At 62.4% G+C, this 21,424-nt stretch carries 20 protein-coding genes and 1 tRNA gene; 12 read left to right on the top strand and 9 right to left on the bottom strand.

The features are described from left to right. Nucleotides 1-88: 88 nt before the first annotated feature. From ACF8RA_RS16640 to ACF8RA_RS16660, 5 genes are read left to right on the top strand one after another with little or no spacing between them, the layout of a single operon-like run. Nucleotides 89-1,270, top strand: a complete 1,182-nt coding sequence (locus ACF8RA_RS16640) for an SfnB family sulfur acquisition oxidoreductase (RefSeq protein WP_392519368.1) — start codon at nucleotides 89-91, stop codon at nucleotides 1,268-1,270. Continuing rightward, nucleotides 1,270-2,655 carry an LLM class flavin-dependent oxidoreductase gene (locus tag ACF8RA_RS16645; protein WP_176685267.1) on the top strand — a complete coding sequence of 462 codons (1,386 nt, stop codon included), beginning with the start codon at nucleotides 1,270-1,272 and terminating at the stop codon, nucleotides 2,653-2,655. The genes ACF8RA_RS16640 and ACF8RA_RS16645 overlap by 1 nt, the downstream gene beginning before the upstream one ends. Then, nucleotides 2,648-3,448: a MetQ/NlpA family ABC transporter substrate-binding protein gene (locus ACF8RA_RS16650; RefSeq protein ID WP_392487995.1), complete on the top strand. Its 801-nt coding sequence runs from the start codon at nucleotides 2,648-2,650 to the stop codon at nucleotides 3,446-3,448. The genes ACF8RA_RS16645 and ACF8RA_RS16650 overlap by 8 nt, the downstream gene beginning before the upstream one ends. A gap of 1 nt (nucleotide 3,449) precedes the next feature. After that, complete coding sequence (locus ACF8RA_RS16655) at nucleotides 3,450-4,559, top strand: methionine ABC transporter ATP-binding protein (protein ID WP_339443435.1); 1,110 nt, start codon at nucleotides 3,450-3,452, stop codon at nucleotides 4,557-4,559. Beyond that, nucleotides 4,549-5,193 carry a methionine ABC transporter permease gene (locus tag ACF8RA_RS16660; protein WP_252461681.1) on the top strand — a complete coding sequence of 215 codons (645 nt, stop codon included), beginning with the start codon at nucleotides 4,549-4,551 and terminating at the stop codon, nucleotides 5,191-5,193. The genes ACF8RA_RS16655 and ACF8RA_RS16660 overlap by 11 nt, the downstream gene beginning before the upstream one ends. Before the next feature lie 27 nt (nucleotides 5,194-5,220). Here ACF8RA_RS16660 and dibA read toward each other — a convergent pair whose 3' ends face one another. Continuing rightward, nucleotides 5,221-7,116: a phosphodiesterase DibA gene (gene dibA, locus ACF8RA_RS16665; RefSeq protein ID WP_339443434.1), complete on the bottom strand. Its 1,896-nt coding sequence runs from the start codon at nucleotides 7,114-7,116 to the stop codon at nucleotides 5,221-5,223. Between the two features lie 146 nt (nucleotides 7,117-7,262). Here dibA and desA point away from each other — a divergent pair, with 146 nt between their 5' ends. Together desA and ACF8RA_RS16675 are read left to right on the top strand one after the other, a co-directional pair. After that, nucleotides 7,263-8,447, top strand: a complete 1,185-nt coding sequence (gene desA / locus ACF8RA_RS16670; protein ID WP_010951599.1) for a delta-9 fatty acid desaturase DesA — start codon at nucleotides 7,263-7,265, stop codon at nucleotides 8,445-8,447. Between the two features lie 141 nt (nucleotides 8,448-8,588). Continuing rightward, nucleotides 8,589-9,575: a sensor domain-containing diguanylate cyclase gene (locus tag ACF8RA_RS16675; RefSeq protein WP_176685272.1), complete on the top strand. Its 987-nt coding sequence runs from the start codon at nucleotides 8,589-8,591 to the stop codon at nucleotides 9,573-9,575. Between the two features lie 144 nt (nucleotides 9,576-9,719). On the opposite strand, the gene ACF8RA_RS16680 is transcribed toward ACF8RA_RS16675, so the two are convergent. The 4 genes from ACF8RA_RS16680 to ACF8RA_RS16695 form a co-directional block, all read right to left on the bottom strand. Then, entirely contained in the window at nucleotides 9,720-10,979 is a 1,260-nt protein-coding gene (locus ACF8RA_RS16680; protein WP_392460620.1) for an HDOD domain-containing protein, read from the bottom strand. Nucleotides 10,980-11,117: 138 nt separating this feature from the next. Beyond that, nucleotides 11,118-12,395: a 4-aminobutyrate--2-oxoglutarate transaminase gene (gene gabT, locus ACF8RA_RS16685; protein WP_110744842.1), complete on the bottom strand. Its 1,278-nt coding sequence runs from the start codon at nucleotides 12,393-12,395 to the stop codon at nucleotides 11,118-11,120. A 182-nt stretch (nucleotides 12,396-12,577) separates the two neighbouring features. After that, complete coding sequence (gene gabD / locus ACF8RA_RS16690) at nucleotides 12,578-14,020, bottom strand: NADP-dependent succinate-semialdehyde dehydrogenase (protein ID WP_176685274.1); 1,443 nt, start codon at nucleotides 14,018-14,020, stop codon at nucleotides 12,578-12,580. A gap of 219 nt (nucleotides 14,021-14,239) precedes the next feature. Then, nucleotides 14,240-14,458, bottom strand: a complete 219-nt coding sequence (locus ACF8RA_RS16695; RefSeq protein WP_392487997.1) for an aryl-sulfate sulfotransferase — start codon at nucleotides 14,456-14,458, stop codon at nucleotides 14,240-14,242. A 30-nt stretch (nucleotides 14,459-14,488) separates the two neighbouring features. On the opposite strand from ACF8RA_RS16695, the gene ACF8RA_RS16700 reads away from it, so the two are divergent. The 3 genes from ACF8RA_RS16700 to ACF8RA_RS16710 all read left to right on the top strand — a co-directional run bounded on the left by ACF8RA_RS16700 (nucleotide 14,489) and on the right by ACF8RA_RS16710 (nucleotide 17,065). Then, nucleotides 14,489-14,565, top strand: a tRNA-Arg gene (locus tag ACF8RA_RS16700). A gap of 162 nt (nucleotides 14,566-14,727) precedes the next feature. Then, nucleotides 14,728-16,458, top strand: coding sequence for a dipeptidase (locus ACF8RA_RS16705; RefSeq protein WP_392519370.1), 1,731 nt, complete (start codon nucleotides 14,728-14,730; stop codon nucleotides 16,456-16,458). Nucleotides 16,459-16,627: 169 nt separating this feature from the next. Further along, entirely contained in the window at nucleotides 16,628-17,065 is a 438-nt protein-coding gene (locus tag ACF8RA_RS16710; protein WP_176685276.1) for a CBS domain-containing protein, read from the top strand. Between the two features lie 6 nt (nucleotides 17,066-17,071). Here ACF8RA_RS16710 and ACF8RA_RS16715 read toward each other — a convergent pair whose 3' ends face one another. From ACF8RA_RS16715 to ACF8RA_RS16725, 3 genes are all read right to left on the bottom strand, one after another. Then, the gene (locus tag ACF8RA_RS16715) at nucleotides 17,072-17,710 is read right to left on the bottom strand and encodes an NADH:ubiquinone oxidoreductase subunit N (RefSeq protein ID WP_176685277.1); all 639 of its coding nucleotides are present in this window, start codon (nucleotides 17,708-17,710) and stop codon (nucleotides 17,072-17,074) included. Between the two features lie 69 nt (nucleotides 17,711-17,779). Next, nucleotides 17,780-18,022 (bottom strand): DUF2789 domain-containing protein, encoded by a 243-nt coding sequence (locus tag ACF8RA_RS16720; RefSeq protein ID WP_103470272.1) that lies wholly within the window; start codon nucleotides 18,020-18,022, stop codon nucleotides 17,780-17,782. Between the two features lie 61 nt (nucleotides 18,023-18,083). Continuing rightward, complete coding sequence (locus ACF8RA_RS16725) at nucleotides 18,084-18,542, bottom strand: aminoacyl-tRNA deacylase (RefSeq protein WP_049588045.1); 459 nt, start codon at nucleotides 18,540-18,542, stop codon at nucleotides 18,084-18,086. A gap of 99 nt (nucleotides 18,543-18,641) precedes the next feature. Between ACF8RA_RS16725 and ACF8RA_RS16730 the strand changes: the two genes are divergently transcribed. Together ACF8RA_RS16730 and ACF8RA_RS16735 are read left to right on the top strand one after the other, a co-directional pair. Then, nucleotides 18,642-19,988, top strand: coding sequence for a nodulation protein NfeD (locus ACF8RA_RS16730; RefSeq protein WP_176685278.1), 1,347 nt, complete (start codon nucleotides 18,642-18,644; stop codon nucleotides 19,986-19,988). 2 nt (nucleotides 19,989-19,990) lie between these two features. Then, complete coding sequence (locus ACF8RA_RS16735) at nucleotides 19,991-20,743, top strand: slipin family protein (protein WP_176685279.1); 753 nt, start codon at nucleotides 19,991-19,993, stop codon at nucleotides 20,741-20,743. Nucleotides 20,744-20,788: 45 nt separating this feature from the next. Here ACF8RA_RS16735 and ACF8RA_RS16740 read toward each other — a convergent pair whose 3' ends face one another. Continuing rightward, a complete protein-coding gene (locus ACF8RA_RS16740; RefSeq protein ID WP_021782565.1) occupies nucleotides 20,789-21,421 on the bottom strand; it encodes a LysE family transporter in 633 nt (210 codons plus the stop codon). Nucleotides 21,422-21,424: the final 3 nt, after the last annotated feature.

The following is a 21,424-nucleotide window of genomic DNA, read 5'->3' on the forward strand; positions in this document are numbered from 1 at the left end:
AGGATTGCCACCGCCTGAACTGGCATCACTTTACCTGTGGGAGCGGGCAAGCCGGCGAAGGGCCGCGAAGCGGCCCCCGGAGAACTCCATGACAATCGCTATCATCACCAGCGACGCCCAAGCCCTGGCCGTCGCCGAAGACATCGCCCAGCAACTGCGCCGCGACAGCGCCTTGCGCGACCGCGAGCGCCGCCTGCCGCTCGCCGAACTCGAGCTGTTCACCCGTTCCGGCCTGTGGGCCATCAGCGTGCCCAAAGCCTTCGGCGGTGCCGGCGTGTCCAACGTCACCCTGGCCAAGGTCATCGCCTGTATCGCGCAGGCCGACGGTTCGCTCGGGCAGATTCCGCAGAATCATTTCTACGGTCTGGAAGTGCTGCGGATAAACGGCAGCCCCGAACAGAAACAGCGCCTGTACGCCGAGGTACTGGCCGGCCGCCGTTTCGGCAATGCCCTGGCCGAGCTGGGCACCAAGACCGCCCACGAGCGCACCACCCGCCTGAGCCGTGACGGCGACGGTTTCCGCATCAACGGGCGCAAGTTCTATTCCACAGGCGCCATCTATGCCCAGCGCATTCCAACCTCAGTCGTGGATGAGCAAGGCATCCAGCAGTTGGCTTTCGTCCAGGCCGACAGCCAGGGGCTGCAGGTGATCGACGACTGGAGCGGCTTCGGCCAGCGCACCACCGGCAGCGGTTCGGTGGTGTTCGATAACGTGTACGTCAGCGCAGCCGACGTGGTGCCGTTCCAGAGCGCCTTCGAGCGCCCCACCCCGGTCGGCCCGCTGGCGCAGATCCTCCATGCCGCCATCGACACCGGCATTGCCCGCGCCGCCTATGAAGACGCCCAGCACTTCGTGCGCACCCGCAGCCGTCCGTGGGTCGACTCCGGCCTGGACAACGCCACGGATGACCCGCTGACGCTGAAAAGCTTCGGCCATCTGGCGGTCCGCTTGCATGCGGCCGAAGCCCTGCTGGAGCGTGCAGGCGAATACCTCGACCGCGCCCGCGACGACAGCATTGCCGACAACGTGGCCGCCGCCTCCATTGCCGTGGCCGAAGCACGCGCCATCAGCACCGAAATTTCCCTCACCGCCGGTACCACCCTGTTCGAACTGGGCGGCAGCCAGGCAACATTGGCCGAACACAACCTCGACCGCCACTGGCGCAACGCTCGCGTGCACACCCTGCACGACCCGGTGCGCTGGAAGTACCACGCCATCGGCAACTACTACCTCAACGATGCCAACCCGCCACGCCGGGGGACCATCTGATGGCCAAGCAGATTCTGCTCAATGCCTTCAACATGAACTGCGTCGGACACATCAACCACGGCCTGTGGACCCACCCACGGGACACTTCGACCCAGTACAAGACCCTGGACTACTGGACCAACCTGGCACGCCTGCTGGAGCGCGGTCTGTTCGACGGGCTTTTCATTGCCGACATCGTCGGTACCTACGACATCTACGGCCAGTCACTGGACGTCACCCTCAAGGAGTCGATCCAGCTGCCAGTCAACGACCCGCTGCTGCTGGTGTCCGCCATGGCTGCGGTCACCCGTCACCTGGGTTTTGGCCTTACCGCCAACCTCACCTACGAGGCGCCGTACCTGTTCGCCCGGCGACTTTCCACACTCGACCACCTGAGCAATGGCCGAGTGGGCTGGAACATCGTCACCGGCTACCTCGACAGCGCCGCCCGGGCCATGGGCCTGGCGCAGCAACCGGCGCATGATCGCCGCTACGACCAGGCCGATGAATACCTGCAGGTGTTGTACAAGCTGCTGGAAGGCAGCTGGGCCGATGATGCAGTGGTCGCCGACCGCCAGCATCGCGTCTATGCCACGCCCGACAAGGTGCGCAAGGTTCAGCACCAGGGCGAGTTCTACAAGGTCGAAGGCTACCACCTGTGCGAGCCCTCCCCGCAGCGCACTCCGGTGCTGTTCCAGGCCGGCAGCTCGCAGCGTGGCTTGGCCTTCGCCGGCAACCATGCCGAATGCGTGTTTATCAGTGGCCAAGACAAGGCGGCCACCCGCGCCCAGGTCGACAAGGTTCGCGCGGCCGCCCAGGCCGCCGGCCGCGACCCGCAGGCAGTCAAAGTGTTCATGGGCATCACGGTGATTGTTGCGGCCACCGAGCAGCAGGCCCAGGCCAAACACGCCGAATACCTGCGTCACGCCAGCGCCGAAGCGGGGGTCGCGCACTTCGCCGCGTCCACGGGCATCGACTTCGCCGCCTATGAACTGGACCAACCCATTGCCTTCAGCCAGGGCAACGCCATCCAGTCAGCCACGCGCCAGTTGCAAGACAGCGCCTGGACCCGCCGGCGCCTGTTGCAGCAGCACGCCCTGGGCGGCCGCTACGTAACCTTGGTCGGCGCGCCTGAACAGGTGGCCAAGCAGTTGATCGCGTGGATCGATGAAACCGGCCTGGACGGTTTCAACCTGACCCGCACCGTCACCCCGGAAAGCTTCGAGGACTTCGTAGAGCTGGTCATCCCGCAACTTCAGCAGCGTGGCCGCTACAAGACGGCCTACACCGAAGGCACCCTGCGCGAAAAACTGTTCCATACCGACCACCCGCACTTACCCGCCGACCACCCTGGCTCGGCTTACCGCTTTACCCCTACCCCGACTGGAGCCCTGCACCATGCTTGAGAAACTGTTCCGGCCCGTCGCGGCCATGGCCACCACCCTCGGCCTGTGCGCCGGAGCCCTTGCTGCCGAACCGTTGAAGATCGGTACCACCTCGGCCTTTGCCATTCCGCTGGAAGCCGCAGTGGAGGAAGCCCACAAGCGAGGCCTGGAAGTGAAGCTGATCGAGTTCAGCGACTGGATTGCGCCCAATGTCAGCCTCAACAGCGGCGACATCGACGTGAACTACTTCCAGCACATCCCGTTCCTGGAAAACGCCAAGGCTGCTGCAGGCTTCGACCTCGTGCCTTACGCCCCGGGCATCATCAACAACGTTGGCCTGTACTCGAAAAAGTACAAAAGCTTTGCCGAGCTGCCCGAAGGCGCCAGCGTGGCCATCGCCAACGACCCGATCAACAGCGGCCGTGGCCTGCTGCTGCTGGCCAAGGCCGGGTTGATCACCCTGAAGCCAGGCGTGGGCTACAAGGCCACCGAGGATGACATCGTCGCCAACCCTAAAAAGCTGAAGATCCTTCAGGTCGAGGCGGTGCAACTGGTACGTGCCTACGACGACGCCGACCTGGTGCAGGGTTACCCGGCCTACATCCGCCTGGCCAATACCTTCGATGCCACCTCGGCGTTGCTGTTCGACGGGCTGGAAAACAAGGAGTACGTGATCCAGTTCGTCATTCGCCCGCAAAGCAAGGACGATCCACGCCTGGCCAAGTTCGTCGACATCTACCAGCATTCACCAGCGGTACGCGCTGCGCTGGACAACGCTCACGGCAAGCTCTACCAAGCCGGCTGGGAAGGCTGACATGAGCCAGGCCAGCGCGCTCGGCGCGCCTACACCACAAGCACTGCCGCCAACGGCCACGGAGCAGGCCCTGCGCCCCGAGGTCAATGAAGCCCATGTGCGTTTCATAGGCCTGGGCAAGACCTACCCGGGCCAGGCGCAACCGGCCTTGCAAGGCATCGACCTGAACATCCGCCATGGCGAGATTTTCGGCATCATCGGCCGCAGCGGCGCCGGCAAATCATCACTGCTGCGCACCATCAACCGCCTGGAGCAACCCAGCCAGGGCCGCGTACTGATCGACCAGGTGGATATCGCGCCTTTCGATAAGGACCACCTTGTGGCCCTGCGCCGGCGCATCGGCATGATCTTCCAGCATTTCAACCTGATGTCGGCCAAGACCGTGTGGCAGAACGTTGAACTGCCTTTGAAGGTGGCCGGCGTGGCCAAGCCCGAGCGCCAGCGCAAGGTGCGCGAGTTGCTGGAACTGGTCGGCCTGCAGGAAAAACATCACGTGTACCCGGCGCAACTGTCCGGCGGGCAGAAACAGCGCGTGGGCATTGCCCGGGCACTGGTGCACACCCCCGAGATCCTGCTGTGCGACGAGGCCACCTCAGCGCTGGACCCGGAAACCACCGCCTCGATCCTGGAGCTGCTGCGCGATATCAACCAGCGCCTGGGCCTGACCATCGTGCTGATCACCCACGAAATGGCGGTGATTCGCGACATCTGCCACCGGGTAGTGGTGCTGGAACGCGGCGCAGTGGTCGAGCAGGGCGAGGTCTGGCGGGTGTTTGGTTCACCCCGTCATGAGGTCACCCGCACCCTGCTCGCCCCTTTGCAGGCCAAGCTACCCGCCGCACTGCAAGCCAGCCTCCAGGCCAGCGCGGCGAGCCGCAACAGCGCCGTAGTGCTAAAACTGACTGTGCTCGGTGAACCAGAGCTGTCTGCCCTGTTCACCGACCTCGGCGGGCGTGTGCGTCTGCTGCAGGGCAGCGTGGAAACCATCGGCGAACAGGCTTTGGGGCAACTCATCCTCTCGGTGCAACATTCGCCGCACGACACCCATCAATTGCAGGAACGTGCCCGCCGTTGGGCCGAAGACGTGGAGGTACTGGGCCATGTGGTTTGATCGCCTGCTGGAAGGCTTGCTCGATACGCTGCTGATGGTTGGGGTTTCGTCACTGATCGCCCTGCTGGCGGGTGTACCCATGGCGGTGCTGCTGGTCACCAGCGACAAGGGCGGGATCTTCGAGGCGCCGCTGCTGAACCGGGTGCTGGGCGCCTTCGTCAACCTGTTCCGCTCGATTCCGTTTCTGATCCTGATGGTTGCGCTGATTCCTTTCACCCGCTTGGTCGTGGGGACCACTTATGGCGTGTGGGCGGCCGTGGTGCCGCTGACCATTGCCGCCACACCGTTCTTTGCGCGGATTGCCGAGGTGAGCCTGCGTGAAGTCGATCATGGTCTGGTGGAAGCCGCACAGGCCATGGGCTGCCGGCGCAGGCACATCGTCTGGCATGTACTGTTGCCCGAGGCGCTGCCGGGGATCGTCGGGGGCTTCACCATTACCTTGGTGACCTTGATCAACTCGTCGGCGATGGCCGGGGCGATTGGTGCCGGCGGGCTGGGGGATATCGCCTATCGGTATGGCTACCAGCGTTTCGACAGCCAGATCATGCTGACCGTGATCGCCATGCTGGTAGCGTTAGTGGCGTTGATCCAGTTGGGCGGGGACCGCCTGGCGAAGGGTTTGAACAAGCGTTGAGGTCTGAGGCTGCTTTGCAGCCCGCTCTCAATCCCAGCGAAGATCCTCAGCCGGCACTGGCCGCCCGAACCAGTACCCTTGACCCAACTGGCACGCCTCCTGCAACAGGAAGGTAGCCTGTTCCGCCTGCTCGATGCCCTCGGCATGCACCTGCATACCCATGCTACGGGCCAAGGCAATGATCACCCGCACAATTGCGATGTCATCCTCATCCAGTGGCAACCCAGCTACAAACCCTTGGTCGATTTTCAACTTCTGCACCGGCAAACGCTTGAGCCGCAGCAGTGACGAATACCCGGTGCCAAAGTCGTCGATGGCCAGGGTCACCCCCAGCTCGCGCAAACGGTGCAGTTGCTCCAGTGCCACTTCAGCGTCTTCCATCACCGCGCTTTCGGTCACTTCCAGCTCCAGCAAGGCCGGAGCCAGGCCGGTGTCGTGCAGCACTTCGGCTACCTGTTGATACAGTTCGTGCTGGCCAAACAGGCGGCTGGAGATGTTCACCCCCACAAATGCCAGCTGCCGGCCTTCAGCCTGCCACTGCACCATTTGCCGGCAGGCCTGGCGCAGCACCCAGGTATCGATCTCGGCAATCAGGCCGGTGCGTTCGGCTATCGGGATGAACTCACCCGGCGGTACCAGGCCACGCCTGGGGTGCTGCCAGCGCACCAGCGTCTCGACCCCGACCTGTCGGCCTGATGCCAGGTCGTGTACCGGCTGGAAGTACACCCGCAGTTCATCCTGCTCCAGGGCCCGACGCAATTCAGCGGCGGTCTCGACCCGATGCTGTGCATGGGCGGTCAGCTCTTCGGTGTACAGGGCATAGCAGGCCCGCCCGTTGCTTTTGGCCTTGTACAACGCCGAGTCGGCATTGCGCAGTAACTGCTCGGCACCCAAGGCATCGCTGGGGTACAGGCTGATTCCGACGCTGGCGCTGATGAACAGGCGATTGCCCTCGAACTGAAACGGCTCACGCATGCGCTCGATGATGCACTGCGCCAGCTTGCCCGCCTGGCCGACCTGTTGGCAGTTCTCGGCCAGCACGCCGAACTCGTCGCCGCCCAGGCGCGCCAGGGTCATACCATTACCCAACACCTCGCCCAGACGCTCGCCCACCAGCTTCAACAACTGGTCGCCAATGGTATGGCCCAGGCCGTCGTTTATGCTCTGGAAATGATCCAGGTCCAGCAGCAACAAGGCGCAACCGCGCTTGTTGGCCTGCGCCGCCGCCAATGCCTGCTCTACCCGGTCGGTAAACAGCAGGCGGTTGGGCAGGCCGGTCAGCGGGTCGTGGTGGGCCAGGTAGGCAAGTTCCTGTTCCGAATGCTTGATGGCGCTGATGTCACTGAACACCGCCACGTAATGACTGAGCTCACCTTCGTCATCGCGAATGGCGCAAATAGTCTGCCACTGCGGGTAGATTTCACCGCTTTTGCGCCGGTTCCAGATTTCACCGCTCCACTCGCCCTTCTCGGCCAGGGTGGCGAAAACCTGCTGGTAGAAGGCCAGGCCATGGTGGCCGGACTTGAACTTGCTCGGGCGCTGGCCGATGACCTCATCCTGCTGGTAGCCGGTGATGCGCATGAAGGCACGATTGACGTGCACGATCAGGCCCTGGCGGTCGGTCACCAGCACACCTTCGAGGGTACTGTCGAACACTGCGGCAGCCATGCGCAGCCGTTCACGGTCTTCACAACGCAAACGCGCGCCATGGCCGATGAAATTGAGCAGCCGCACGCGCGACACGTAGATCAGCACGGCACTGAGCAGCACCCAGACCACCACGTTGATCTGCCGCCCCACGGTCAGTGCCAAGGGGTCGTCAGTCATGCTGTGCAGCATCACCTCCGCCAGCGCAAGCCAGAGGATCGAGAGCACCACATACAGCGCAGCCATGCGCAAGGCGTCGCGAACGGAAACAGACATGTCGGGTGGGAAAGGCCATCAAAAAGGAGTGGGCATTATAAAGGCTGAAACATGTCGTGACCTCCTATCTCAACGGTTGACTGGTTTTATTTCCCCGCCAAGGGATAATCAGCCCTTCCCCCTGCATTTCGAGGGTATTTGCACCTATGTGGTATAACGGCCTGCTCGACCTGTCGGCTTGGCAACTGGTCGGCATCACTCTGTTGATGACCCACGTGACCATTGTCAGCGTCACGGTCTACCTGCATCGCTACTCCGCGCACCGGGCCCTGGAGCTCAACGGCGCGCTCAAGCACTTCTTCCGCTTCTGGCTGTGGCTGACCACGGCGCAGAACACCCGCGAGTGGACCGCCGTCCACCGCAAGCACCACGCCAAGTGCGAAACCCCCGACGACCCTCACAGCCCGGTTTACAAGGGCCTGGGCACAGTGCTGCGCAAAGGTGCCGAGCTGTACCGTGAAGAGGCGCGCAACCCCGAAACCCTGCGCATTTATGGCAAGAACTGCCCGGATGACTGGATCGAGCGCAACTTGTACTCGCGTTACAAACTGGGCGGTATCGCACTGATGGCGGTGATCGACCTGCTGCTGTTCGGCACTATAGGCATCACCATCTGGGCGGTGCAGATGATGTGGATTCCGTTCTGGGCCGCCGGTGTGGTCAACGGCCTGGGCCATGCCCTGGGCTATCGCAACTTCGAATGCCGCGACGCTGCGACCAACCTGGTGCCATGGGGCATCGTCATCGGCGGAGAAGAACTGCACAACAACCACCACACCTACCCCAACTCGGCCAAGCTCTCGGTCAAACGCTGGGAGTTCGACATGGGTTGGGCGTGGATCCGCCTGTTCTGCCTGCTGCGTCTGGCCAAGGTGCAGCGCGTGGCGCCCATCGCCCACCGGGTGGCCGGCAAGGCCAGCCTGGACATGGACACCGCCATGGCCATCCTCAACAACCGCTTCCAGATCATGGCCCAGTACCGCAAGCTGGTGATCGGTCCGCTGGTGAAACAGGAACTGGCCCGCGTCGACGCCTCGGTGCGCCACCGCTTCCGCCGTGCCAAACGGCTGCTCTCGCGCGAAACCAGCCTGCTGGAAGATCGCCACCACGTGCGCATCGAGTCCATGCTCGCGCACAGCCAGGCACTGAAAACCATCTACGAAAAGCGCCTGGCCCTGCAGCAGATCTGGGCGCGCACCAGCGCCAACGGCCACGACATGCTGGCGGCCATGAAAGACTGGGTACACGAGGCCGAAACCAGCGGCATCCAGGCACTGCGTGACTTCGCAGCACAACTCAAGACTTACTCGCTGCGCCCGACCGGCGCCTGACCGCCGTTGATCGGCACGCCTCTCAGCGGGGCGTGCCGTTCGGAACTTAGCCCCCACCGCTCCACTCGAATCTGGAATATCGCCTGCGTGGCGGGCCGGACGCTGGCCGCACGCCTTCACGTTGAGACCTGCTCCGTGCACATGGCCAAGAACATTCCAACGATATTTCCCGGTACCCCTCCTCCCGAAGCCGCCCAGACCTTGCTGGCGTTACTCCACGCCCAAGGCGAGGTTGCCCGCCTGAGCGAGCGCGATCAGCTGTTCAGCTCGTTGCTCGACAGCGTCAACGCTGTGCTCTGGGCCTTCGACTGGGAAACCCGTCAGGTGCTGTACGTGAGCCCAGCCTACGAGCGCATCTTCGGCCGCCCGGTCAGCCTGGTGCTGGCTGACTACAACGAATGGCGTGACAGCATCTACCCCGACGACCTCGAGTTCGCCGAGCGTAGCCTGGCCCAGGTCCTGCTCAAGGGTGCGGTGGAAGACCGCGAGTACCGCATCCTCAATGCCGACGGGCAAATACGCTGGCTGAGCGACAAGTGCTACATCAACCAGCAGCACGATAGCGACCGGGTAATCATTGTCGGTATCGCCGAAGACATCACCGAGAAGAAGCAGCTTGAAGGCGAACTGCAGCGCCTGGCCACCACCGACGTGCTGACCCAAAGCAGTAACCGCAGGCACTTCTTCGAATGTGCTCAGCAAGCCTTCGACAGTGCTCGCGAGGACGGTACACCGCTGGCTTTCCTGCTGCTGGATATCGACGACTTCAAACGCATCAATGACAGCTATGGCCACCAGGAAGGCGACCAGGTGCTGCAACACATCGCCGACAGCGGCAAGGCCGTACTACGCCGGGGCGACCTGTTCGGGCGCATTGGCGGCGAAGAATTTGCGGCGGTTTTTCCGGGCTGCAACGCCCAGGTCGCGGAGCAGATCGCCGAGCGCTTGCAGCGACAGATTCAGCACTTGAGCTTCAGCCATGGGCAGCAGACGTACGGGGTGACTGTGAGCCAGGGGCTGACCGGGCTGACCGATGAGGATGTGACGCTGGACAGCCTGTATGCGCGGGCCGATGCGGCAATGTACAGGGCCAAGCGCCAGGGCAAGAACCAGATCGTCCGCGGCTGATCAGGCGGCACGGAGTAGGGCACCGGCTTTGGCCGGTATTCGCGGGCTCGCCCGCTCCCACAGAAACCGCACATTTCGCGGGCCCGGCGCCACACCTGTGGGAGCGGGCAAGCCCGCGAAGGGCCGCAATGCGGCCCCGGAATCTCAGCTGGAAACCTCGGCCTCAGCCGCTGGCGGTTCTTCCTGCGGCTTTACTTCCGGGCTCTCCACCTTGCGCAGCCGGCTCAGCTCCGGCAGGCCAAGCTTGAGCAGGCGCGCCGTCTTGCCGCTGGCCACCTTCTCCAGCCCCTGCCCGGCCGGCAGCCGCGACAACTGCCCAGCCAGGTTCATGGCCAGGATCTCCAGCGAGTAAACTCCACCACCCAACTGGTAGATCGCAGCGATCAACTCGCGCAGTGCCAGCGGCAAACGCCAGCGAGTACGCAGCGCCGAGCCGAACGCCGCACCAAACTCCTCCAGCGATTGCTGCACATTGCGCTCGTCCAGATCTCCCCCGGCCAACCGCCACTCTTGCAGGCAGCGCAACACCGCCAGGTCGCCCAGGCAATGCAGCAAGCCCGCGCAATAACAACGCCCCTCGTCCAGCTCGAGCATGCGCGCCAAGGTGCGGCCATATTCGGCAGTGTGCAGTGACAGGTCCCAGTAACGGGTCGCGTGCTCCGCCAACAGCGGGTCACTGAGGCGTGCGCTGCGCTTGAGAGTCATACCCAGGATCAGGTTCATGCTTTGGGTACTGCCAAGCTTGTTCAGGGCCTGCAGCAACGTCTGCACCGGGGCTTCACGGTGCAGTGCCGCACTATTGGCGGCAGCGATCAGCACCGCCGTGACTTGCGGGTCGTTAGACACCTCCTCTTCGAGCACCCTGAGGTTCAGGCCCTGGGGGTTGAGCGCTCGATTGATCGCTACCTGCACATCGGCCAGCAGCGGCCCGCCATCGGCGCTGGCGCGGCGCTGCTCAAGGTAGGCTGGCAGGCTGGCCCCCGCCTGCAACGCCGGTACCGGGCAGGCAACCTCCTCGCCAACGCCCAGCAGTAACTCTTCCAGGCGCTTACGCAGGTTATCCAGGTTCAACGGTTTGCTCAGGTAAGCAGTGGGGTGCAAGGGCAGCGCTTCGCGCACACTGGCGCTGTCATTGCGGTTACTCATGAGAATGAACGGCACCCCTGGCCCTTTGGCGCGTACCTCGCGCAGCAGGTCGAGGCCATCGACACCAGCCAGCTCGCGGGCGGCGATGATCAGGTCAGGCTTGCTGGACAAGGCACTGAACGCCTGCGAGCCGTCAGCGCAAACCTGCAGGCGGGCGTCACAGCGCACGCTGAGCAGCATCTCGCTGAGCATGTCCCGTACCCAAGGATCGCCTTCGACAATCAGTACGTTTGGTGGGGCGGGGGCTGCAGCGCTCATCGCCAACTACTCCTGAATACCCTGACACACAGTCCGTCGCAGCTTCCAAAGCCAGTCCTTCGATAACCATAGCGCCACATGGCTTTGCTGGGCATAAAAAAAACCCGCCTGGGCGGGTTTTTTCTGAAGCACGTCACATCAGGCGATTTCAGCGAAGCACTCTTCGATGATGGCCAGGCCTTTGTCCAGCAGCGCGTCTTCGGCGGTCAGTGGAACCAGGATACGCAGGACGTTGCCGTAGGTGCCGCAAGACAGCAGGATCAGACCCTTTTCGCGAGCCTTGGCGACAACCTGGCCAACAGCAGCAGCATTCGGGGTGTGAGTGCCTTTCTCGAAGACTTCGACGGCAATCATCGAGCCCAGACCACGGACGTCGCCGATGATCGGGTGCTTCTTCTGGATTTCGCGCAGGCCAGCGGTCAGGCGCTCACCCACAGCCTTGCTGCGGTCCAGCAGTTTTTCCTCTTCGAACACTTCGATCACGGCCAGGGCCGCGGCGCAAGCGATCGGCGAGCCGGCGTAGGTGCCGCCCAAGCCGCCTGGAGCGATGGCGTCCATGTACTCGGCCTTGCCGCACACACCGGCCAGCGGGAAGCCGCCAGCAATGGATTTGGCGAAGGTGGTCAGATCAGGCGCAACGCCCATCTGTTCCATGGCGAAGAAGGTGCCGGTACGGCCAGCGCCAGTTTGTACTTCGTCGGCGATCAGCAGGATACCGTGCTGGTCGCACAGGGCGCGCAGGCGTTTCATCAGCTCTTTCGGCGCAGGCAGGAAGCCACCTTCGCCTTGTACTGGCTCGAGGATGATCGCGGCGATGTCGCGCGGCTCGGCATCGTTCTTGAAGATGCGCTCGACCGAGGCAATGGCGTCGTCAACGCTGATACCGTGCAGTTCGCTCGGGAACAGGGCGCGGAAGATGCCGCCTGGCATCAGGCCCATGCCAGCGGAGTACGGCACGACCTTGCCGGTCAGGCCCAGGGTCATCATGGTACGGCCGTGATAACCGCCGGTGAAGGCGATGACGCCAGCGCGGCCAGTGGCAGCACGAGCGATCTTGACGGCGTTTTCAACGGCTTCGGAGCCGGTGGTGACCAGCAGGGTCTTCTTGTCGAAGTCGCCTGGGACCAGCTTGTTGATCTTTTCGCACAGCTCTACGTAGGGTTCGTAAGCCAGCACCTGGAAGCAGGTGTGGCTGACCTTGGTCAGCTGCTCTTGCACGGCTGCAACCACTTTCGGGTGCAGGTGGCCGGTGTTCAGTACTGCGATGCCGCCGGCGAAGTCGATCAGTTCGCGGCCTTCAACGTCGATCACGGTCGAGTTCTTCGCGGTGTCGACGAAGATCGGGTGGATCTGGCCGACGCCACGTGGGACGGCAGCTACACGACGTTGCATCAAGGATTCGTTGGTTTTGCTCATAATGCCCTCATTGCGCCGTCAGGAATGGCGCTTTTATTCGGGGGTGGCTGGGAGTGCTCGCGAACAGTATTCGTTGATCGACTGTCGTGAACGCCCTGGCCACCAGGTACTGCAATGTAAAAAAGGCCAGCGAGACGTCGCTCTCGCGCCCCGCTGGCAGAGGTAAAGCCTTTACCGTGCGATCAGACGCTGATGCACAGGTATTTGATTTCGAGGTAGTCCTCGATACCGTACTTGGAACCTTCGCGGCCCAGGCCCGAAGCCTTGATACCACCGAACGGCGCCACTTCGTTGGAGATCAGGCCGGTGTTGATACCCACCATGCCGTACTCCAGGGCTTCGGCGACACGGAACACACGGCTCATGTCACGGGCGTAGAAGTACGAGGCCAGGCCGAACTCGGTGTCGTTGGACATGGCGATGACTTCGGCTTCGTCTTTGAAGCGGAACAGCGGCGCCAGTGGGCCGAACGTCTCTTCCTTGGCGACAGCAGCGGTCTTCGGTACGTCAACCAGGATGGTCGGCTCGAAGAAGTTGCCTTCGATCAGCTTGCCACCGGACAGCACCTTGGCACCTTTGCTGACAGCGTCCTCGATGTGCTCCTGGACCTTGGCGACAGCCTTGCCGTCGATCAGCGGGCCAGTGGTGGTGCCGTCTTCCAGGCCGTTACCGATCTTCAGCTTGGCAACTGCAGCGGCCAGCTTCTCGGCGAACGCGTCGTAGACGCCGTCCTGCACGTAGATACGGTTGGCGCAAACGCAAGTCTGGCCGTTGTTACGGTACTTGGAGATGATCGCGCCCTCGACCGCCTTGTCCAGGTCGGCGTCGTCAAACACGATGAACGGGGCGTTGCCACCCAGTTCCAGGGAAACTTTCTTGATGTCCTTGGCGCATTCTTCCATCAGCTGGCGACCGATTTCGGTCGAGCCGGTGAAGGACAGCTTGCGTACCAGGGAGTTGCCAGTCAGCTCGCCGCCCACTTCGCCGGCGCTGCCGGTAACCACACTCAGCACGCCAGCCGGGATGCCGGCACGGTGGGCCAGCTCGACCAGGGCCAGAGCGGAGTAAGGGGTTTGCGAAGCCGGCTTGAGCACCATGGTGCAGCCAGCGGCTAGGGCCGGGCCGGCTTTACGGGTGATCATGGCGGCCGGGAAGTTCCACGGAGTGATGGCCGCGGTAACGCCGATTGGCTGCTTGATGACAATCAGGCGCTTGTCTGGCTGGTGGCCCGGGATGGTGTCACCGTAGATGCGCTTGGCTTCTTCGGCGAACCACTCGATGAACGAGGCGGCGTAGGCGATTTCGCCCTTGGCTTCGGCCAGCGGCTTGCCCTGTTCGGTGGTCATCAGGCGAGCCAGGTCGTCCTGGTTCTCGATCATCAGTTCGAACCAGCGACGCAGCTTGGCCGAGCGCTCTTTCGCAGTCAGGGCGCGCCAGGCCGGCAGGGCCTTGTCGGCGGCTTCGATGGCACGGCGAGTTTCCGCGGTGCCCATCTTCGGCACGGTACCGATGACTTCGCCGGTGGCCGGGTTGGTCACCTTGATGGTCTGGCCGTTGTCCGCATCCAGCCACTCACCATTGATATAGGCTTGCTGGCGGAACAACTGAGCGTCTTTGAGCTGCATGTCGGCTTCCCGAATTGTTGATTGTTGAAAAGCGCCCAAGGCAGGGCATCGAGCGTTTGAAATCTCAAACGAATGCTAAGCGGCTGCTGGGGTGTTGGACAATAGGCTGTTCGAAAAAAAGAACGAATGGTTGAACAGCCCATCTGAAATCGCCCGCAGAATGGCCGCTAAAGGGTAGACGATGCTGCGGCTGGACGCGGGGCGAAGCCAAAGTTCGTTTCACTGCCTGTCACGGCCAATCTTCAACACACCTTGATGGCGGGCTGAAACGATGATGCTGTCGCCATCGGCAGCGTAATCGACGGCATTGACGTGGGTCCAGTTACGGCCGGTTCCACCCTGGCCGACAGTTTGATCGGTATTGTCGTGTATCCGGCCCCGGGGATCTGCACAGCCAACACGGTAAAAACAGCTACAGATCAAGGCGATGGACGTCAACGATACAGATGGGTATCATGCGTGCGCGTTGCACTCGTAGCTCAGCTGGATAGAGTACTGCCCTCCGAAGGCAGGGGTCGTGGGTTCGAATCCCGCCGAGTGCGCCATATCAAGAAAGCCCTGGGCCTGAGCCCGGGGCTTTTTCGTTTGTGCGCCATGTCACCTTTCTGGTACTCCCGTGCCACGGGTCATTGATGTTAGCGTGGGCGTCTTCCCGTTCTCCGAACGGGTAACCCATAACAATGATTGGCGAAGGAATGCGCACAACCATGCACCTGAGAAAACTCACCGCCACCACCCTGTTGCTGGCCAGCATCGGCCTGTTCACCCAGCCTGCCCAGGCCAACCTCACCCAACAGCAGTCCGCAGCTATCGTCAAAGCCTTCGACGGCAGCGACCCAAGCGACTTCAAGCAATTCCTCGGCAAGCTCAAAGGCAGCGACCTGGGCAAGGCCGACAACCTCGAGGCAACCGTCGACGCCTACCTGGCCAACAAGCCATTGGCCGCCGGGCAACAAGACGAGATCAACCGCCTGCTCGGCCTGTATACCCGCATCAAGTATGGCAAGGCCGCTACCGAAACCCTGCGTGAACTGGTAGCCATCCCCACCTTCAACGTCGAGGGTACGCCGCAGTACGAAAACCCTGAATTCCTCAAGATCGCCGACAGGATCAAGGCCTTGGCCGACAGCTTCGGCCTGGCCTTCCGTAACATCGACAACCGGGTGTACGAGATCTCGCTGGGCAGCGGGAAGGAAGTGATCGGCATCCATGCCCACGCTGACGTAGTGCCGGTCAACCCGGACAACTGGAAGCTGGCCGATGGTACGCGCCTTGACCCGTTCAAGGTCACCCTGGTGGGTGACCGCATGTACGGCCGCGGCACCGAGGACGACAAGAACGGCATCGTGGTGGCGATGTACGCGCTGAAAGTGGCCAAGGACGAAAACCTGCCGCTCGCCCGGCAGTTCAAGCTGCTGATCGACACCACCGAAGAAACCAGCGGTGATGCCATTCCCTACTACTTCGAGCGCAACCCTACGCCCGATTACAACCTGGCCCTCGACGGCGGCTACCCGGTAGTGATTGCCGAGAAAGGCTACGGCACGGTCATGGCCAGCTTCAACAAGCGCCCGGCCAGCGGCAAGGGTACCGAGATCGTCAACCTGACCGGTGGCCTGGCGACCAACCAGATCCCGACAACTTCGGTAGCGACCCTGATTTCTGACAACCCGGCACAGCTGGCCAAGCACCTGCAGCAAGCCGGCGCCAGATATGTGAAGCAGTATGGAGGCGACTTCAGCATCGACGCCAAGGCCGACGGCAAGCAAGTCTTGCTCACCGTGACCGGTGTTTCCGCACACTCTTCGGAGCCGGAATCCGGCATCAACCCGGTGGCGCGTATGCTCGACTTCATCAATGGCCTCGGCCAGCAGGTGTCGCTCAAGCACAACCACTTTACCGACGCTGCCCGCTATGCCGCAGACAACTGGGGCCTGGACTACCTGGGCAACAAGCTCGGCGTGGCCTTCAAGGACCCGTTCATGGGCCCGCTGACCACTTCGCTGACCTTTGTCGGGGTGGATGACAAAGGCTTGAAGCTGGCGGTAAACCTGCGCATACCCAAGGGGAAGCCGATCGCCACGATCAAAGACGAACTGGCCGACAAACTGGGCAAATGGACCCGGCAAAGCAACACCTCGGTGGCGTTCGATTACAGCCTGGACGAACCGATGTACCGTAACCCTGAAGGCGAATGGGTCCAGGCCCTGCTCGCCGTGGCCACCGAGAACCTGGGTATGAAGCATGAGTTCGGTACCTCGGCCGGCGCGACTTCGGTGCACGATCTTCCCAACGGTGTGCAATTTGGCCTGGCGATGCCGGACGTGAAGTACACCGGGCACAACGACAACGAGTTCAAGACCGTGGAACAGTTCATGCTGGACCTGCAGATAGTGAGCGAGATGGTGGCGCGGCTCGGGCAGATGCCGAAGCTTTGATGGGCAGTACGGCCTCTTCGCGGCTTTAGCCGCGAAAAGGCCGCTACAAGCGAACAGCAATGACGTTTTTCAATCGCCTCCATGCCGTTTCCTGCATTGCCGTGCAGAGCGCCGTACCGGATGCTTTAGTTACTCCGAGACAGTGCTTTTTTCACCCGCAGAGGCCCGTATGAAGACCGTCGAACAAATCCTCAAGACCAAGTCCCAGCACCAGACCGTCTACACCATCGGCCCGGATGACTCGGTGCTCGACGCCCTGAAAATGCTGGCGGAGAAAAACGTCGGTGCGCTGCCTGTCGTCGAGGGTGGCCAGGTAGTGGGTATCGTCAGCGAACGGGACTATGCGCGCAAACTGGTCCTCAAGGGCCGCTCTTCCGCGGCCACGCCGGTGCGCGAAATAATGAGTGAACCGGTGGTCACCGTGGCCCCCAAGCAAAAGCTCGATTTCTGCATGAACCTGATGACCGACCGCCACCTGCGTCACCTGCCGGTGGTCGAAAACGGCAGATTGCTCGGCCTGCTGTCGATCGGTGACCTGGTCAAGGAAACCATCGCCGAACAGGCCAGCCTGATCAAGCAAATGGAGCAGTACATCCGCGGCGAATGAAGCGCCTCAATGGTAGGCGCGCTCCAGCTCGTCCAGCTGATGGTCGAAGCTACGCAAGCGCGCCGACCAGGTGTACACCAGCACTTCCAGGTCACGGTTGAGCACTGCCGTATTGCCGTGCCCGCTGTGCGTCGGCTCACCGAGGTCCAGCTGGTAGCGTTCACGGGCCATAGCCTGGGCCACGCTGGACAGGTCGCGAGCATTGGCCAGCCAGTGGTGTTGGCGGTCATGGATTTCGCGGTCGAGCACCCGGCACTGGCGCTTAAGCGCATCCAGGCTCTGCTCCAGCGGTGTACCCCTGAGCTCGCCCATGACCTCTTCGAAAGTACGCCCCGAATGCCAGTAGCTGCCCCAGAAATAGCGGTCGAAAACCGTCTCGACGCGGCGTAGTGCAACCTTGGTGTTCCAGATGGTCAGCAACGTTCGCCCCTGCACCACTTCGCGCTTGTTCAGGCGCAGCTGCTGCCAGGCGATCCATGTCAGCGCCACCAGTGCAACCGCCACAGTGACCGCGGCAGCGGCATACAGGAAATGCACCGCCTGGGTCATCTGTTGCGTCTGCCTGATGCCATAGAAGTAACTGGCCGTCAGAGTGCCCAGGATCGTCACGGAACACCAGAAACCTGGTGCGTAGGGATCTTTCATCGCGCTATCCCCTTATTGTTTTCCTGAGCATAGCAACGGCCGATCACTCGTCAGGTGCCACTCGGCGCTTTATTTTCGGGGGCGGCGCAATGCTTCGTTGAGTTGATCGAAGGGCACAGCCCAATCGGAATCTTCAATGATGCTGTCCTTGAGAAATGCACGCTGAGAGTCGTTCCAGAACGGCGCATCCACCAGCTTGATCTCGTTCTTCAGCGGGGAATGGCTGGTGATGAACTGATCGATACTCTTGGGATCGTCGGGCAAGCCCAGCTGCTTGAACAGCTCGGCAAAGGGATGGATCGGCGCTTCCATGGTTCCTCCTGAGCGCCAGGCAAGCCGTCCACGACGCCCGCCTGGCATTGGTTTGAAAACATCAGCACAGCTCGCGCACTTCGGCGTGCGGCACCAGTTTCATGTACTGCTCCATGCTCATGTGAATCAGGTGATCGTGGTCACCCGCCTCCAGGTAGACATCGCCTTGGCGGGTGAGACTCGGGTCGAGCAGCATTTTTATCTGGTAAGCATCGCCAAGGGCCGGCACGGCACCGCGCTCGCAGTCATTGAACAGGCTCGGCAGACCGCTTTCACGGGTCAGATGCCAGGCCCCGGACATACGCACCTTGTCCATGTCCAGATGCCGGTTGGCCGGTAGCACGGCCATGATGTAGTTGCCGTGACGATCATCGACCATCACCGCCTTGGCGACCCGCTCTGCGGGCACGCCGGCCATACGGGCTGACTCCAGGCTGGTGGCCGAATGTGGGTGGGGAATGATGTCGTAGTCGCAGTTGGCCTTGTCCAGGCTGGCCTGCAGGGTCTTTGCCATACGCATGATGCACCTCCGGTTTCGCCCCCCAATTTTCAATTTTAGGCCGGGTACGAGTGGTCGGGGCTAAACTTGTGTAAATACGCGCAAATGAGGTGACGACAGGTGATCGCCCACTGCTCGCGCTGGCTGTTGCTGCTGTTGTTGCTTGGCATCACGCCAAGTGGCCAGGCCGCGCCCGGCGCGGTGTGGGTGCTGGGCATCGACGACGCCATCGGCCCGGCCAGCGCCGACTACCTGGTACGCAGCCTCGGCCAGGCCCAGGCACAAGGCGCGCAACTGGTGGTTATCCGCATGGATACCCCGGGCGGGCTGGACAGCGCCATGCGCCAGATGATCAAGGCAATTCTCGCCAGCCCTGTACCGGTCGCCAGCTACGTTGCCCCCAGCGGAGCCCGCGCCGCCAGCGCCGGCACCTATATTCTCTACGCCAGCCATATTGCGGCGATGGCGCCCGGGACCAATCTGGGTGCTGCCACACCGGTGCGGATCGGCGGCCCGCCTGGCACGCCCGATGAGGACAAGGCCAAAGGCGGCGACGATGAAGCCCTCGCACGCAAACAGGTCAACGACGCCGCCGCTTACATCCGTGGCCTGGCGCAAATGCGCGGCCGCAACGCCGACTGGGCGGAGAAGGCCGTGCGCGAGGCGGTCAGCCTGTCCGCCAGCGAGGCCTTGCGGCTGAACGTGATCGATCAGGTAGCCGATGACCTGCCTGACCTGCTGCGCAAGCTCGACGGCAAAACGCTCCAGGTGGCCGGCCAGCCACGCCAGTTGCAGACCGCAGGCGCCAGCGTGATCGAGCATCTGCCGGACTGGCGCACACGGGTTCTGGCAGTGATCACCAACCCCAGCGTGGCACTGATCCTGATCATGATCGGCGTTTACGGCCTGTTGTTCGAATTCATGAACCCCGGTTCTGCGGTGGGTGGTGTGGTCGGAGGTATCTGCCTGCTGCTGGCGCTGTATGCGCTGCAGCTATTGCCGGTGAGTTTCGCCGGGGTGGCGCTGATCCTGCTTGGCATTACCTTCATGATCGCCGAAGCCTTCTTGCCCAGTTTCGGCGTGGTCGGCTTCGGCGGCATCGTTGCCTTTGTGGTCGGCGCGTTGATCCTGATCGACACCGACGCTCCCGGTTTCGGCATCCCTCTGGCCTTGATCGGCACCCTGGCGCTGCTCTCGGCATTACTGATCGGTGGCGTGCTGGGCATGGCTCTCAAGGCCCGCCAACGGGCACTGGTCAGTGGCGACGCCGGCCTGGTCGGCAGCCTGGTCACCGTCACCCAGGTGATGGCAAGCGACCCATTCTGTGGCGTCGTGCTGGCTCAGGGCGAGCCATGGCAAGCGCGGTGCGCAACGCCGCTGCAAACTGGCCAGAACGTACGGGTGACCGCGCGCCATGGCGTGATGCTGGAAGTGAGCGCCGCCGCCCCTGCGACGCAAGGAGAATGACCATGTTCATGCAATTCGGTTTCGGCGCTGTGCTGATCGTGCTGGCCATGCTGGTACTGTCGGCGTTTCGCATCCTGCGCGAATACGAGCGCGGCGTGGTGTTCCAGCTGGGGCGCTTCTGGCAGGTCAAAGGGCCGGGGCTTATCCTGGTGATCCCGGTGATTCAGCAAATGGTACGGGTCGACCTGCGTACAGTGGTACTGGATGTGCCGCCGCAGGATGTGATCACCCGCGACAACGTTTCGGTCAAGGTCAATGCAGTGCTGTACTTTCGCGTGCTCGACCCGCAGAAAGCGATCATTCAGGTCGAGGATTTTCTGGTGGCGACCAGCCAGTTGGCCCAGACGACCCTGCGAGCGGTGCTGGGCAAGCACGAACTGGATGAGCTGTTGGCCGAACGCGAGCAACTGAATCTGGACATCCGCCAGGTGCTGGATGCACAGACGGATGCCTGGGGCATCAAGGTGGCCAACGTCGAGATCAAGCACGTTGACCTGAACGAGTCGATGGTGCGCGCCATCGCCCGCCAGGCCGAGGCCGAGCGCGAACGTCGGGCCAAGGTGATTCATGCCGAGGGTGAACTGCAGGCGTCGGAAAAACTGATGCAGGCCGCGCAAATGCTGAGCAAGGAGCCGGGGGCGATGCAGTTGCGCTATATGCAGACGCTGGGGACGATTGCCGGTGACAAGAGCTCGACCATCGTCTTCCCGCTGCCGATAGATTTGCTGAAAGGGTTGGTTGGCAAGGAGAAATAGTGATGGACCAATCGCGGGCTCCGCGATTGGCCCGTATACGGTCTGTCAGACCGGCGCACGGCGCAAGGTAGCGAGGAAGGTGGCCGCACCAATGAACAACCCGGCAAAAGTGCGGTTCAAACGCTTCTGCTGTTTGGGTGTGCGCAACATGCGCAACACATGCGAAGCCAACCCGGTGTACCCCGCCATCACCAGCAGGTCGACAGTGACCATGGTCACGGTGATCGCCACATATTGCGGCAGCAGCGGCGCATGCGGGTTAAGGAACTGCGGCAGCACCGCCAGCATGAACACCAGCGCCTTGGGGTTGCTGACGTTGACCAGGAAACCACGGAACACCAGGCTCAGCGGCTTGCCGATCGGGCGCACGCCTGATTCATCGCTCATGTCCATCGGCAGTGCACGCCATTGCTTGTAGGCCAGGTACACCAGGTAGGCGACGCCAAACCACTTGATGACCTGGAACGCCGTGGCCGAGGCGGCCAGGATGGCACCGACGCCGGCGGCGATGATGGCGATCTGCATGATCAGGCCCAGCTGAAGGCCCAAGGCGTTCCAGTAACCACGCCAGAAGCCGTATTGCAGGCCGCTGGACATCGAGGCAATCGCCCCGGCACCAGGTGAAAGGCTGATCACCCAGCAGGCAGCAAAGAAGCCCAACCATACTTCCATCGACATCAC

It is taken from the genome of Pseudomonas sp. FYR_5, from assembly GCF_043106315.1.
Classification (GTDB): Bacteria; Pseudomonadota; Gammaproteobacteria; order Pseudomonadales; family Pseudomonadaceae; genus Aquipseudomonas; species Aquipseudomonas putida_Y.

Coding starts and splice junctions, on each gene's coding strand:
- gabD (WP_176685274.1), bottom strand. CDS start 14,020: ATGCAGCTCAAAGACGCTCAGTTGTTCCGCCAGCAAGCCTATATCAAT.
- ACF8RA_RS16660 (WP_252461681.1), top strand. CDS start 4,549: ATGTGGTTTGATCGCCTGCTGGAAGGCTTGCTCGATACGCTGCTGATG.
- desA (WP_010951599.1), top strand. CDS start 7,263: ATGTGGTATAACGGCCTGCTCGACCTGTCGGCTTGGCAACTGGTCGGC.
- ACF8RA_RS16650 (WP_392487995.1), top strand. CDS start 2,648: ATGCTTGAGAAACTGTTCCGGCCCGTCGCGGCCATGGCCACCACCCTC.
- ACF8RA_RS16675 (WP_176685272.1), top strand. CDS start 8,589: ATGGCCAAGAACATTCCAACGATATTTCCCGGTACCCCTCCTCCCGAA.
- ACF8RA_RS16655 (WP_339443435.1), top strand. CDS start 3,450: ATGAGCCAGGCCAGCGCGCTCGGCGCGCCTACACCACAAGCACTGCCG.
- gabT (WP_110744842.1), bottom strand. CDS start 12,395: ATGAGCAAAACCAACGAATCCTTGATGCAACGTCGTGTAGCTGCCGTC.
- ACF8RA_RS16740 (WP_021782565.1), bottom strand. CDS start 21,421: ATGTCGATGGAAGTATGGTTGGGCTTCTTTGCTGCCTGCTGGGTGATC.
- ACF8RA_RS16715 (WP_176685277.1), bottom strand. CDS start 17,710: ATGAAAGATCCCTACGCACCAGGTTTCTGGTGTTCCGTGACGATCCTG.
- dibA (WP_339443434.1), bottom strand. CDS start 7,116: ATGTCTGTTTCCGTTCGCGACGCCTTGCGCATGGCTGCGCTGTATGTG.
- ACF8RA_RS16725 (WP_049588045.1), bottom strand. CDS start 18,542: ATGCGTATGGCAAAGACCCTGCAGGCCAGCCTGGACAAGGCCAACTGC.
- ACF8RA_RS16735 (WP_176685279.1), top strand. CDS start 19,991: ATGTTCATGCAATTCGGTTTCGGCGCTGTGCTGATCGTGCTGGCCATG.
- ACF8RA_RS16705 (WP_392519370.1), top strand. CDS start 14,728: ATGCACCTGAGAAAACTCACCGCCACCACCCTGTTGCTGGCCAGCATC.
- ACF8RA_RS16645 (WP_176685267.1), top strand. CDS start 1,270: ATGGCCAAGCAGATTCTGCTCAATGCCTTCAACATGAACTGCGTCGGA.
- ACF8RA_RS16720 (WP_103470272.1), bottom strand. CDS start 18,022: ATGGAAGCGCCGATCCATCCCTTTGCCGAGCTGTTCAAGCAGCTGGGC.
- ACF8RA_RS16680 (WP_392460620.1), bottom strand. CDS start 10,979: ATGAGCGCTGCAGCCCCCGCCCCACCAAACGTACTGATTGTCGAAGGC.
- ACF8RA_RS16710 (WP_176685276.1), top strand. CDS start 16,628: ATGAAGACCGTCGAACAAATCCTCAAGACCAAGTCCCAGCACCAGACC.
- ACF8RA_RS16640 (WP_392519368.1), top strand. CDS start 89: ATGACAATCGCTATCATCACCAGCGACGCCCAAGCCCTGGCCGTCGCC.